Origin of the sequence: Bradyrhizobium sp. CCBAU 51627 (genome assembly GCF_028128765.1) — a bacterium.
Taxonomy (GTDB): domain Bacteria; phylum Pseudomonadota; class Alphaproteobacteria; order Rhizobiales; family Xanthobacteraceae; genus Bradyrhizobium.
This window is the reverse complement of the sequence record NZ_LBJG01000080.1, coordinates 11,705-23,691: the sequence shown is the minus strand read 5'-3', so window position 1 is coordinate 23,691 and position 11,987 is coordinate 11,705. Positions and strand designations below refer to the sequence as shown.

At 64.3% G+C, this 11,987-nt stretch carries 13 protein-coding genes; 7 read left to right on the top strand and 6 right to left on the bottom strand.

The features are described from left to right. Positions 1-71: 71 nt before the first annotated feature. The gene (locus tag XH88_RS28135) at positions 72-1,277 is read left to right on the top strand and encodes a CaiB/BaiF CoA transferase family protein (protein ID WP_271671480.1); all 1,206 of its coding nucleotides are present in this window, start codon (positions 72-74) and stop codon (positions 1,275-1,277) included. A gap of 76 nt (positions 1,278-1,353) precedes the next feature. Further along, positions 1,354-2,001 (top strand): glutathione S-transferase family protein, encoded by a 648-nt coding sequence (locus XH88_RS28130; protein WP_271671479.1) that lies wholly within the window; start codon positions 1,354-1,356, stop codon positions 1,999-2,001. Positions 2,002-2,010: 9 nt separating this feature from the next. On the opposite strand, the gene XH88_RS28125 is transcribed toward XH88_RS28130, so the two are convergent. The 3 genes from XH88_RS28125 to XH88_RS28115 form a co-directional block, all read right to left on the bottom strand. After that, positions 2,011-2,175: a hypothetical protein gene (locus XH88_RS28125; protein WP_271671478.1), complete on the bottom strand. Its 165-nt coding sequence runs from the start codon at positions 2,173-2,175 to the stop codon at positions 2,011-2,013. A 49-nt stretch (positions 2,176-2,224) separates the two neighbouring features. Further along, complete coding sequence (locus XH88_RS28120) at positions 2,225-3,772, bottom strand: hypothetical protein (protein ID WP_271671477.1); 1,548 nt, start codon at positions 3,770-3,772, stop codon at positions 2,225-2,227. Positions 3,773-3,864: 92 nt separating this feature from the next. Continuing rightward, on the bottom strand, positions 3,865-4,872 hold the full coding sequence (locus XH88_RS28115; protein WP_271671476.1) for a hypothetical protein: 1,008 nt from the start codon (positions 4,870-4,872) through the stop codon (positions 3,865-3,867). Between the two features lie 281 nt (positions 4,873-5,153). Between XH88_RS28115 and XH88_RS28110 the strand changes: the two genes are divergently transcribed. After that, positions 5,154-5,525, top strand: coding sequence for a cyclic nucleotide-binding domain-containing protein (locus XH88_RS28110; RefSeq protein ID WP_271671475.1), 372 nt, complete (start codon positions 5,154-5,156; stop codon positions 5,523-5,525). Then, positions 5,522-6,334: an MBL fold metallo-hydrolase gene (locus XH88_RS28105; protein ID WP_271671474.1), complete on the top strand. Its 813-nt coding sequence runs from the start codon at positions 5,522-5,524 to the stop codon at positions 6,332-6,334. The genes XH88_RS28110 and XH88_RS28105 overlap by 4 nt, the downstream gene beginning before the upstream one ends. Before the next feature lie 74 nt (positions 6,335-6,408). Here the strand turns inward: XH88_RS28105 and XH88_RS28100 are convergent, their stop codons facing one another. The 3 genes from XH88_RS28100 to XH88_RS28090 all read right to left on the bottom strand — a co-directional run bounded on the left by XH88_RS28100 (position 6,409) and on the right by XH88_RS28090 (position 8,519). Further along, positions 6,409-6,906 (bottom strand): TPM domain-containing protein, encoded by a 498-nt coding sequence (locus XH88_RS28100; protein WP_271671473.1) that lies wholly within the window; start codon positions 6,904-6,906, stop codon positions 6,409-6,411. A 2-nt stretch (positions 6,907-6,908) separates the two neighbouring features. After that, positions 6,909-7,775 carry a TPM domain-containing protein gene (locus tag XH88_RS28095; protein WP_271671472.1) on the bottom strand — a complete coding sequence of 289 codons (867 nt, stop codon included), beginning with the start codon at positions 7,773-7,775 and terminating at the stop codon, positions 6,909-6,911. 132 nt (positions 7,776-7,907) lie between these two features. After that, positions 7,908-8,519 carry a LemA family protein gene (locus XH88_RS28090; protein ID WP_271671471.1) on the bottom strand — a complete coding sequence of 204 codons (612 nt, stop codon included), beginning with the start codon at positions 8,517-8,519 and terminating at the stop codon, positions 7,908-7,910. Positions 8,520-8,679: 160 nt separating this feature from the next. Here XH88_RS28090 and XH88_RS28085 point away from each other — a divergent pair, with 160 nt between their 5' ends. The 3 genes from XH88_RS28085 to XH88_RS28075 are packed head-to-tail and all read left to right on the top strand — an operon-like array spanning position 8,680 to position 11,897. Beyond that, positions 8,680-9,531: an enoyl-CoA hydratase gene (locus XH88_RS28085; RefSeq protein WP_271671470.1), complete on the top strand. Its 852-nt coding sequence runs from the start codon at positions 8,680-8,682 to the stop codon at positions 9,529-9,531. Positions 9,532-9,535: 4 nt separating this feature from the next. Further along, positions 9,536-10,684 carry an acyl-CoA dehydrogenase family protein gene (locus XH88_RS28080; RefSeq protein ID WP_271671469.1) on the top strand — a complete coding sequence of 383 codons (1,149 nt, stop codon included), beginning with the start codon at positions 9,536-9,538 and terminating at the stop codon, positions 10,682-10,684. Positions 10,685-10,700: 16 nt separating this feature from the next. Continuing rightward, positions 10,701-11,897, top strand: a complete 1,197-nt coding sequence (locus XH88_RS28075; protein WP_271671468.1) for an acyl-CoA dehydrogenase family protein — start codon at positions 10,701-10,703, stop codon at positions 11,895-11,897. Positions 11,898-11,987 lie beyond the last annotated feature (90 nt).

Here is an 11,987-nt window from a genome sequence, read left to right as displayed (position 1 = left end):
TGGCTCCCCGTGACGTGCCCGCGCCAATTCCAGCCAGCGGGAAACAACAAGAGCGAGGGAGCAACGCCGCGATGGAAAAAGGCATCTTTGCAGGGCTCAAGGTTCTGGACTGCGCGAGCTTCATCGCGGCGCCCGCGGCCGCGACCGTGCTGTCCGATTTCGGCGCCGACGTCATCAAGATCGAGCCGCCGGGCGCCGGCGATCCCTACCGCAATCTGCCCAACCTGCCCGGCTATCCCACCAGCGAGCACAATTTCGCCTGGCTGCTCGAGGCCCGCAACAAGAAGAGCCTCGCGCTCGACCTCTCCAAGCCCGAGGCGCAGGCGGTGCTCTACAAACTGGTCGAAGAGGCCGACGTCTTCATCACCAACATGCCGCCACCGGTGCGCGGCCGGCTCGGCATCAGCTATGACCATCTCGCCCATCTCAACGACCGGCTGATCTACGCCTCCTTCACCGGCTATGGCGAGAAGGGCGAGGAAGCCAACAAGCCCGGCTTCGACAGCAACGCCTATTGGGCGCGCTCCGGCCTCATGGACCTCGTCCGCGCCGACATCCACACCACGCCCGCCCGCTCGGTCGCCGGCATGGGCGACCATCCCTGCGCCATGGCGCTGTACAGCGCGATCGTCACGGCGCTGTACCAGCGCGAGAAGACCGGCAAGGGCTCTCATGTCGCCTCCAACCTGATGGCCAACGGCGTGTGGGCGGCCAGCGTGCTGGCGCAGGCCAAGCTCTGCGGCGCCAAGTTCGGCGAGCGGCGGCCTCGCGAGCGCGCGCTCAATGCGGTCGCCAACCACTATCAATGCAAGGACGGCCGCTGGCTGATCCTGTCGCTGCTCAGCGAGGAGAAGCAGTGGCCAACGCTCGCCAAATGCCTCGGACGCGAGGACCTGATCAACGATCCGCGCTTCGCCACCAAGCCCGACCGTCACGCCCGCTCGGTCGAGCTCATCAGGATTTTTGACGAGATTTTTGCGACCAAAGATCTCGCCGAATGGCGCAAAATCCTCGACGGCAGCGGCCTGGTGTTCGGCATCGTCGGAATCCTGGACGACATTCCTGATGACAAGCAGATGCTCGACAACGAGGTGCTGGTGCCGTTCGAGAACGACACCATGCTCACCATCAACTCACCGATCTGGATCGACGGCACCAGGAAGGTGCAGCCGCGCAAGCCGCCGGGTGTCGGCGAGCACAGTGACGAGATTTTGCGTAACGCGGGATACGACGAGGCCGCGATCAAGCAGCTGCGGGCGAAGGGGGCGGTGGGGTAAGGGGACATCGCTCCAACCCCGTCATGCCGAACGATCCCGATATAACCTCACGACCACATCTTTCGCCTGAGGTCCCATGCCCAGCTACCGCCTGCATTACTTCCCCGAATCCGGCAACAGCTACAAGCTGGCGCTGATGCTCACGCTGTGCGGCGAGAGGTTCGAGCCTGTCTGGACCGATTTCGGCGGCGGCGTCACGCGCACGGCGGAATGGCGCCGGAGCGTGAACGAGATGGGCGAAATTCCCGTGCTCGAGGTCGACGGCGTGAAGATGACGCAGACCGCGCCTCTCCTGCTCAGGCTCGCCGAGCAATATGGCCGCTTCGGCGCCGAGACGGACGCCGAAAAATTCGAGCTGCTGCGCTGGCTGTTCTGGGACAACCACAAGCTCACCGGTTACATGGCGACCTACCGTTTCATGCGGGCCTTCACCGAGAAGAACGATCCCCAGGTGCTGAAGCACTTTCGACGGCGGCTCGACGATTTCCTCGGTATTCTCAATGGGCATCTCCAGCGCAATGCGTTCGCGATCGGGGCGAGGCCAACCGTCGCCGATATCTCGATGATGGCCTATCTGCACTATCCAAGCGACGAGCACGGTTTTGATTTCGCGGCAAGCCATCCCGCCATCCATGCCTGGCTCGGCCGCATGGCCGCGCTGCCCGGCTGGAGGTCTGCCTACGAGCTCTTGCCCGGCAAGCGGATGACGAACTTTGCGAAGTGAGGATGCCGATTACCTCAGCGCCAGCCAGCCGAGCGTGAACAGGATGCCGCCAATGATGACGGCCGCCGTGACAGCCGAGGCGCTGACGCGAATACTGCCTGCGATTTGCTTGGCTTCCTCATTCTGCGCAATCTCGCGATTGCGCTTCTTGTTGGCTTCGCTGGTATCCGTCATGGGTCATCCAAATCGCTTGTTGGTTGGCGCATGATCTCGAGATCATGCGCTAACGCGTCTTGATGAAGCACATGCCAATGCGGCTCGAAGCCGCCGCAGGCTGACAGGTGAGACCTTTAGCACAGGTCCATGACGTAAAACTCTTGTCGGCCGTTCCCGATCCCGCGTTTTGCAGGGAACAATGCGCGCCCCAGCCGTCCTGATATTCGGTGCCGGCGAGCTCTTGGCTGCCGCGGGTCTGCGGGCGGCTGGCAAATCCGCGCGAGAAATCAGGGCGTTTACCCTCCGCGAACGCGGTCAGGATGTCGCGACGGCGGACCTGATCGCCGAAGAAATGCGGCGAGGCCGGCACGGTGGTGGAATTCGACGCCCCCTCCGTCAGCCAGTCCACGCCCGGGAAATGGAAGCCGCCGATGCCGCGGGTCTGGTGGCAACCCGAGCAGGTGATATCGTTGAGGCGGCGCTGGAAGCCTGGGACCGAACGGATGTTATCCATGGCGACGCCGCGCGCGGCCGCCCGCTTCAGCGCGCCGACGACGTCGTCGGCGGTGAAGAGAGGATCGCTCCCGCCCTCGCCCTTCTCCCCTTGCATCATCCCGAACTCGGGCTGCAGGTCCGAGACATCAAAACCGGCCGGCGTCGGCGCCACGGCGGCCTTTGTCAGGAACTTTTCGGGGATCAGCGCGGTGCCGCGATCGAACTCGCGCAGATTCGCAGGCGTCAGCAGCCAGTCCTTGAACTCGCGCCGGAGCGCGTCATCAGCCAAAATGCGGTCGCGGTCGATCTGGTTCTCCAGTGTCGATTCCACGAACGTCCTGGTGCCGGGGTCGTATTTGAACACCTTGAGCAGATAATCGGAGCGGAAATCGTGCAGCGCCGATTTCGGCGCGATCGATATCTGGATATTGGTCTCGATACGGTCGATCATCGCATCGTAAGGTGCAGAGTGACTGCCGATCAGGCCCTGCCAGTCACCATTGTCGAGCCAGCGCCGCGCGACCTCGGCGCAAGTGACAGGCTTGCCGTTCCGATCGAGCTGGTGCGCATCGCGCGCTTTCATCACCAGGTTGAACGTCATCGGCAGGCGCGTGGCGATGTCGCTGCCGTCCGCGCCGGCATAGAACCGCGCCAGACGATAGATCAGCCGGATCTCGCCGCAGGATTCTCCCGAGACATAGGCGCGGTCCATGCGATTGACGATGCCGGCCAGCACGAAACGCGTGTGGGCAGATTTCAGATTGCCCCGATCGAACAGCTGGACGTCGAAACCCTCGCCGACGCCGATGGTTTCGCTCGGCGATCCCCGCTTGTGCTGCGCGATGTAGCGATCGAACTCCGCATCGATCGCCGGCGGAATCTCCTTGAGCTGCGGCAGTGACGCGAACAGCACATCGCTCGTCAGCGGAACATTGCCGTTACGCTCCGGCAGCAGCAGTCGCGGGATCGACAGCGCATCGCTCTGGTCGAGCTTGCGCAGGAGATCGGGATCGGTGATCGCGGTGCCGCGCACGAGCGGCGCGTTCTCCGCTGCCGAGAGCGACATGACGCCGCCAAGCAACAGTGTGATGGCCAGGAGAATTCGCAGCGCGCGGCTCATGTCTCAACTAACACCGCGCCTGACAGCCTATTCAAGCAAAAAGGCGCTTCACGCGGTGGTGAAGCGCCTGCTTGAAATTCAGCTACCAAGGTTCAGCGCGCGACGATCAGGCCCCTGGGGGTGACGACGACCCAGCGACCGTCCTGGCGACGGATCGCATCGACGCGGCCGAGGCCGGGGATGGGATCGCCGGCATAGACCTCGTAAAGGCCCCCGCGACCCTCGATCAGCGCGCCGCCATTGGCAACGTCGCGAAGCCTCCAGCCTTCGATCGTCGGCAGGCGACCGACCTCGGTCTTGGGCGCGGCCGGCGCGGGCGCGACTGTCGCGACCTGGGTCGGAGCGGGCGCGATCGTGCCGGTGGTCTCCTTCGCCGGCACTGCTGCGGCGGCCTGCACGGGAGCGGCCGGCGGGGTGGCGCGGAGCTTGTCGACCGTCTCGGAGAGTCTTGCGAGCTTGGCCATCGGTTCGGCCTGCGCCTTCTCGAGCTTATCGAGACGATCGTTGGTCCGGTTGATCTGGCTGAGACCGGTCTTCGAACTGTGCTCGACATTGGCCTTGAGCGCGACGATATCGGCATCGATCCGCGCAATGGAGGCGTCGAGCGTGCTGGTATCGGCGACCTGCACAGGAGCCGGGGCAGCGGCGAAATGCATCATGCCAGCGGTTGCGAGCGCCCCGCTGATGGCGCCGACGCAAGCCGCGATCGCGACCACCGCAGCCATCGCCGACAGGCGGCGCTTGCCGCCGGTCTCGCGCACCTCATCGGCCTTCACATGCGGGGCAAACTCTTCGCGCCCCCAGCTCCGCCCCGAGGGCGCCATGACAAGGAGCTTGCCCGGCTTCGGCTCGGACTTGGGTCCGGCTTTGGGTTCGGCCTTAACGTCGGCCTTGGCTTCAAACTTCGGGACCTCGGTCCTTGGAGCCTCGAGTCTTGGAGCCTCGAGTCTTGGAGGCTCGACCTTCGGGGCGTCCGCCTTGACCGGATCAGGCTTGGGGGGCGTCTCATGGTCGGGGGCGATCGAGGGGGCCTCGATGCCGGCGACGGCCTCAACAGTACCGGTCCGGTGGTTGGTCTCTTGGCCGGCCAAGTCGGGCATGGGTTCGCTCACGGCTCAAATTCTCCAGTCTAGGTTGACTTTTTGGTAACTTTCATTGCTTGCGAATTCCTTACCTCGGGACCCGCTTACCGAAATTTTAGGAACTCGTCCGGGGCCGAATTGGGTCAGCAAGATGGAACCGGCGTGGCGCCGCGCAACAAATCGTCAGCTAATGCTGCTCTGCGGTAGGCCGCACGCCTTAGCCGAAGGAGTGTTTGCCGGCGATTGCTCCCCGGCTAACATGGGCCGTCCCGTCAGCCAGAAGGCGTTTGGGGGGTGCTATGACGATCGAGAAATGCATCAACGCGTTTGGTGTCGATGACGTCATCTTCGAGGAGGGCTCGACGGGCCGCGAGCTGTTCGTCGTGCTCGACGGCGAAGTCGAGATCGCCAAGCTCGACGGCGCGCGTAAGACCAGTATCATCAAGCTCGGCAAGGGCGAGTTCTTCGGCGAGATGGCCGTGATCGACGGCTCGGCCCGCTCGGCAACCGCGATCGCCTCTGCGCCGGATACAAAGGTGATGCGGATCAATCACGCGCGCTTCGTCTACCTCGTCAGCCAGCAGCCGGCGTTCGCGCTGATGGTGATGGACGCGCTCTCCAAACGCCTGCGCGCCTCCAACGCGGTCACCTACCGGGCGGGGCAATCATGAGCGACCGAAAGCCGACCGCATTCCCGATCCTGATGAAGAACGACATCTGCTCGCTGATCCAGGCAGCCGATGACGTCTATCAGATCCGCTTCTCCAACCGCGCGGCGAATGCCTATCTCGTGCGCGGCTCGGCACGCACCATCCTGATCGATGTCGGCCTGTCCTCGAACTATCCGGCGATGGTGGAGTGCCTGAACTTCGCCGGCTGCCCGCCGGAGAAGATCGACATGCTGGTGCTGAGCCATGAACATCTCGACCATATCGGCGCAGCCTGGCACTTCAACGAACGCCGCACCTATGTCGCCGCCCACAGGCTCGCCGCCAACAAGATCATGCTGCGCGACGACTTCTCGATGCTGCGCAAGATGTTCAACGAACCGAACGTGCCGATCAATATCGACATCTGGCTCGAGGAAGGCAATCTGATCGACCTCGGCAATTTCCGCCTCAACGTGATGTACACGCCGGGCCACACCTCGGCCTGCATAACGCTGTTCGATCAGGACAAGGGCCTGCTGTTCGCCGCTGACACCTTGATGCCCGGCGGCGTGATGGGCGGCGTGTTCGGCTCCGGCAGCATTTCCGACTACATCCAGTCGCTGGAGCGGCTGAAGGGGCTGAACTCCAAGATCCTGCTCTCGGGCCACGGACGCCTGTCCGATACACCGCAGGAGGACGTGCGCATTGCGATCGCGCGGTCGCACGGCCTGTTGGAAGATACCGCGCAATTGTTCGATGCGCTCGACGCGCGTTCAAACTTCGAGCCGATCATGCAGTCGGTGCGGGATCTGAACAAGCTGGATGATTGAAGACGCGGGCACCTCCGCCAGCCCGTCATTGCGGGCTGCGCTCGCAATGACAGAGTGTGGGTGATCAGCCAGGCCTACATCACCACCGGCTTGTCCGGCAGCTCGTTTGGATGCGCTCCGCCCGGCGGGAAATGTTTTGCCAGCTCCCGCGATACCGACGCGATGCCGTCGATCACGCCGCGCTCGAACTGGCCCGCCCTGAACGCCGCCTCCATCGCCCGGCAGATTGCCTCCCATCCCACCGCGCCGACCTTCGCATCGATACCGCGATCGGCGATGATCTCGACGTCGCGATCGGCGAGCAGGAGATAGATCAACACGCCGTTGTTGTGCGCGGTGTCCCAGATCCGCAAGTGCGAGAACACGTCAAGCGCGCGGGCGCGGGCATGCTGATTGCGGAACAACGGAAGGCCATCGAGCGCGCCCTCGACGACGAAACGAACCTGGCCGGAATGCGTCGTCTCGCTCTGCCTGATGGCCTGCTCGATGCGGTCGATCACGGCTGGCGGAAACACCTGTCTGGCGCGCCAATGGTGCTGGAGGAGATGCCTGGTAATACGCCTGATGCTCATGACTACCAGCTCCCCGAGGCGCCGCCGCCACCAAAGCTGCCGCCACCGCCGCTGAAGCCGCCGCTGGAGGACGACCCGCTGCTCCAGCCGCCCGACGAGGAACCGCCCGACCACGACCCGCCGCGCGAGGACCTGGTCGAGGCCGGAAACAGATCGGCAATGAAGGACAGCACAAAGCCGATGATCCCTGCGAGCAGGGCCAGCGCGCCCGAACCGAGGATCAGCAACGCCAGCAGGCCGATCACGCTGCCGGTTGCGACCGAGCCCAGCAACCGCCCGAGCAGCGCGCGCAAGAATCCGCCGAACACGAGCGCGGCAAACAGGACGAACGGGACAGCCGGCCCGATGTCGTCCAGATTGGCGAAGTTGACGCTGCGTGAGGGCACCGGCAACGGTTCGCCATCGACGACGCGCATGATCCGGTCGACGCCGGCCGAGATGCCACCGGCGAAGTCGCCCTCCCTGAATTTCGGCGTGATGACCTCATCGATGATCCGCCGCGAGGTAACGTCGGTGAGCGCGCCTTCGAGACCGTAGCCGACCTCGATACGCAGATGCCGATCGTTCTTGGCGATCACCAGGATCGCGCCGTCGTCGACCTTCTTGCGGCCGATCTTCCAGGCCTCCGCGACACGGATCGAGAACTGCTCGATCGTCTCGGGGTCCGTCGTCGGCACGATCAGCACCGCGATCTGGCTGCCCTTGCGCGTCTCGAAATCGCCGAGCTTCTGCGACAGCGCGGCGATGTCGTTGCTCGACAGCGTACCGGTGCGGTCGACCACGCGGCCGGTGAGCTGGGGGACCGCGACGTCGGCCGCGGCGGGGACGGCGAGGAAGAGCGCGACAACGAGCCACACACTCAGTGTCATCGCCCGGCGTGACCGGGCGATCCAGCATTCCAGAGACGCCGGCGAAATACGGAGAGGCCGCGGCGTACTGGATCCCCCGCTTTCGCGGAGGACGACAGTGGTGTGCGGGGCACGCATCGGATCCGAACGCACTTACTTCGACGGCGACGGCGCAGGCGCGTTGAAGTCGACCTTCGGCGCGGTCGAGATTTCCTTTTCGTTCTCGACCGAGAAGTTCGGCTTCTCCTTGTAACCGAACATCATCGCGGTGACATTGCTCGGGAACGAGCGGATGGTGACGTTATACTCCTGCACCGACTTGATGTAGCGGTTGCGCGCGACCGTGATGCGGTTTTCGGTGCCCTCGAGCTGCGACATCAGATCCTTGAACAGGGCATCCGACTTGAGCTGCGGATAATTTTCCGTGACGACAAGGAGCCGCGACAGCGCGCTGGAGAGCTCGCCCTGTGCAGCCTGGAATTTCTGGAAGGCGGCGGGATCGTTCAGCACCTCGGGCGTTGCCTGGATGCTGCCGACCTTGGCGCGGGCATTGGTGACGCCGAGCAGCACGTCCTTCTCCTGCTGCGCAAAGCCCTTCACCGAGTTGACGAGGTTGGGCACAAGATCGGCGCGGCGCTGATACTGGTTCACCACCTCGGACCAGTTGGCCTTGATCTGCTCGTCCTCGCCCTGGATCGCGTTGTAGCCGCAATTGGTGAGGCTGAGCGAGGCCAGCGCTGCCAGCACGGTCAGGATCTTGCGCATCAAATTTCTCCCGATGGAATCGAGCGCAAACTACCAGATTGGGCGTATACGGCGCCAGATGTCGGAGCGGCGCGAAAAGCAGCCGTCTGACGCAAGCCCCTTGCCTATCGCCGCGCGCCATAGTCAACTCGAAGCAAACAAAAATACACGGGAGCGCGCCATGTCCTCGTTCGAGACCATTTTGGTGGAGCGGCCGGAGCCGGCGATTGCCCGGGTCGTGATGAACCGGCCCGAGGCGCGCAATGCACAGAACCTGCAAATGACTTACGACCTCAACGCCGCCTTCGACGCGGCTGTTCAGGACGACACGGTCAAGGTGATCATCCTCGCCGGCAACGGGCCGCACTTCTCGTCCGGCCACGATCTGCGTCCCGGCAGCAGAAATGCTGCGGGCGTCGATTTTCCGCCTGTGGGAAATTGGGGCGGCTTTGCTGAACCCAACGCCCATGGCCGCTTCGCGCGCGAGCAGGAAATATATCTCCAGATCACGCGGCGCTGGCGCAACCTCGCCAAGCCCACGATCGCCGAGGTGCACGGCAAATGCATCGCCGGCGGGCTGATGCTGGCCTGGGCCTGCGACCTCATCATTGCCAGCGACGACGCGCAGTTCTGCGATCCCGTCGTCATCATGGGCGTCTGCGGCGTCGAGTGGTTCGTGCATCCCTGGGAGCTGGGTCCGCGCAAGGCCAAGGAATTCTTGTTCACCGCCGACAGCTGGAGCGCACAGGAGGCGCATCAGCTCGGCATGGTGAACCAGGTCGTGCCGCGCGCGGAATTGTCGGCGCGCGTGCTGGAGCTGGCGCGCCGGATCGCAGCAAAACCGTCCTTCGCGCTGAAGCTGACCAAGGAAGCGGTGAACCGCTCCGTCGACGTGATGGGGCAGCCCGCCGCGATCGACCAGGCCTTTGCGCTGCATCAGCTCTGTCACGCCCACAATCTTCAGGAGTTCGGCATGGTGGTCGATCCATCCGGATTGCATCCCTCCGTGCGCAAGCCGGCGGCCGCGGAGTAGAAACATGGACCTCAATCTCAGCGACGAGCAACGGCTGCTGCGCGAGAGCGCGGAACGCTTCGTGGCGGAAAGCTATGATGCCGACCACCGCCGCAAGATGGCGAATGATCCGCTCGGCTTCAGCCCTGTCGTGTGGAAGCAGTTCGCCGAGCTCGGCTGGCTGGCCCTGCCGATCGCAGAGGAGTTTGGCGGGCTCGGTGGCGGGCCGATTGAGATCGGCATCTTGATGGAAGCCTTTGGCCGTGGGCTGGTGTCCGAGCCCTATGTCGCCACAATCGTGCTGGGCGCCGCGCTGATCGACAGATGCGGCAGCACGGCGCAGAAGCAGGCGAGCTTGCCCAAGGTCGCGGACGGATCATTCAAGCTGGCGTTTGCGCATTCCGAGCGCGTGGCGCGGTTCGATCTTGCCAAGGTGGCCACCGTCGCCAACAAGACGGCGCAAGGCTGGCGGCTCGCCGGCAGCAAGATCGCCGTGCTCGATGGCCATGCCGCCGACGAGATCATCGTCTCTGCGCACCTGCATGATCATCATGGACCGTCGGGGCGGCTCGGCCTGTTTCTGGTGCCGGCAACCGCGCCCGGCCTTGTGCTCACCGATTATCCGCGCCTCGGCGGCGGACGCGCCTGCGACATCGAACTGTCAGGCGTGCAGCTGCCGGAGGACGCCCTGCTCGGCAACGGCAAGAACGCGCTGCCGGCGATCGAATGGGCGGTCGATCGCGCCATGGCCGCGCTCGGTGCCGAAGCGGTCGGCATCATGCAGACGCTGCTGGAGACGACGCTCGAATACACCAAGATCCGAAAACAATTCGGCCGGCCGCTCTCCGCCAACCAGGTGATCCGCCACCGCCTCGCCGATATGGCGATCCAGGTCGACGAAGCACGTTCGATGGCGCTCCGCGCCGCCCTGAAGGCCGATAACGCGCCGGGCGAGCGCGCCCGGGCCGCCTCGGGCGCGAAGGCCAAGATCGGCAAATGCGCGCGCTTTGTCGGGGAACAATCGATCCAGCTTCACGGCGGCATGGGTGTCACCGAGGAGCTCGAGGTCGGCGCCTATTTCAAGCGGCTCGTCGCCTTCGACACGCTGTTCGGCGGCACCGCGCATCATTACGCCCGCCACGCCCAGCTTGGCCGCGTTACTCAGCCCGGCTGATAAAAAGGAGCGCATCATGGACCTCTCGTTCAATGCCGAGGAGCGCGCCTTCCAGAGCGAGGTGCGCGGCTTCATCGCGAAGAATCTCACCGACGAGATGAAGCGCGCGACCGCGCTGACACCGTCGGTGTTCTCCGATCCCGACATCGGCATGGCCTGGCAACGCGCGCTGCACGGCCGCGGCTGGGGTGCACCGGGCTGGCCGGTCGAACATGGCGGACCCGACTGGACGCCGGCGCAACGCTGGATCTTCGAGACCGAGTGCGCGCGGGCCGGCGTGCCCAATGTCAATGTGATGGGCGTGAAGATGGTCGGGCCCGTCATCATCGGTTTCGGCTCGCCGGAGCAGAAGAATTTTTATCTGCCGCGGATTCTCTCCGGCGAGGACTATTGGTGCCAGGGCTATTCGGAGCCGGGCTCCGGCTCAGATCTCTCCTCGCTGAAGACGCGCGCAGTGCGCGACGGCGACGACTACATCGTCAACGGCACCAAGATCTGGACCACCCACGCGCACCACGCCAACCGCATGTTCGCGCTGGTGCGGACCAGCGACGGCCCCCGGCAGCAGGATGGCATCAGCTTCATCCTGATCGACATGAAGACGCCGGGCATCACCACACGGCCGATCCTGACCATCGGCGGCGACCACGAGGTCAACCAGGTGTTCTTCGACGACGTGCGCGTGCCCGTCGCCAACCGCGTCGGCGAGGAAGGCAAGGGCTGGACATACGGCAAGTATCTGCTCGAGTTCGAGCGCGGCTCCGGCATTGCCTCGGCCAAGCTGCGCGAAGGGCTGCGCGCCATCACCGAGCTCGCTGAGTCCGATCTCACGGGACGGGCCATCGACAGCCCCGATATCGCCACGCGCATCTCCGAGGTCGAGGTCGACATCGACGCGCTGGAAATGACCGAGCTGCGCGTGCTCTCGGCGCTGCAGACCGGGCAAAACCCCGGCGCGGTGTCATCGATCCTGAAGCTGCGCAACAGCGAAATCCGGCAGGCCGTGACACGGCTCGGCGTCGACGTGATCGGCCACGATGCTCTCGCGGTAGAGCCGATGCGCCCGCTCTACAAGCTCAATCACGAGCCGGCGCTGCCCGAGGACATGCTGACGGTGGTGCCGGAATATCTCAATGGCCGGGCCTACACGATCTTCGGCGGCACCTCGGAGATCCAGCGCGATATCATTGCGAAGATGATGCTGGGGATATGAGGACGACGACTCTCTCCTTCGTCAGGGCGAGGAGCCCTTGCGACGAAGCAATCCAGAATCTTTCGGTGAAGGGACTCCGGATTGCTTCGC

Bases quoted from the DNA above. Each gene is read 5' to 3' on its own strand.
- XH88_RS28105 (WP_271671474.1), top strand. From the start codon at position 5,522: ATGAGCGACCGAAAGCCGACCGCATTCCCGATCCTGATGAAGAACGAC.
- XH88_RS28075 (WP_271671468.1), top strand. From the start codon at position 10,701: ATGGACCTCTCGTTCAATGCCGAGGAGCGCGCCTTCCAGAGCGAGGTG.
- XH88_RS28135 (WP_271671480.1), top strand. From the start codon at position 72: ATGGAAAAAGGCATCTTTGCAGGGCTCAAGGTTCTGGACTGCGCGAGC.
- XH88_RS28095 (WP_271671472.1), bottom strand. From the start codon at position 7,775: ATGACACTGAGTGTGTGGCTCGTTGTCGCGCTCTTCCTCGCCGTCCCC.
- XH88_RS28110 (WP_271671475.1), top strand. From the start codon at position 5,154: ATGACGATCGAGAAATGCATCAACGCGTTTGGTGTCGATGACGTCATC.
- XH88_RS28085 (WP_271671470.1), top strand. From the start codon at position 8,680: ATGTCCTCGTTCGAGACCATTTTGGTGGAGCGGCCGGAGCCGGCGATT.
- XH88_RS28115 (WP_271671476.1), bottom strand. From the start codon at position 4,872: ATGCCCGACTTGGCCGGCCAAGAGACCAACCACCGGACCGGTACTGTT.
- XH88_RS28125 (WP_271671478.1), bottom strand. From the start codon at position 2,175: ATGACGGATACCAGCGAAGCCAACAAGAAGCGCAATCGCGAGATTGCG.
- XH88_RS28090 (WP_271671471.1), bottom strand. From the start codon at position 8,519: ATGCGCAAGATCCTGACCGTGCTGGCAGCGCTGGCCTCGCTCAGCCTC.
- XH88_RS28100 (WP_271671473.1), bottom strand. From the start codon at position 6,906: ATGAGCATCAGGCGTATTACCAGGCATCTCCTCCAGCACCATTGGCGC.
- XH88_RS28120 (WP_271671477.1), bottom strand. From the start codon at position 3,772: ATGAGCCGCGCGCTGCGAATTCTCCTGGCCATCACACTGTTGCTTGGC.
- XH88_RS28080 (WP_271671469.1), top strand. From the start codon at position 9,536: ATGGACCTCAATCTCAGCGACGAGCAACGGCTGCTGCGCGAGAGCGCG.
- XH88_RS28130 (WP_271671479.1), top strand. From the start codon at position 1,354: ATGCCCAGCTACCGCCTGCATTACTTCCCCGAATCCGGCAACAGCTAC.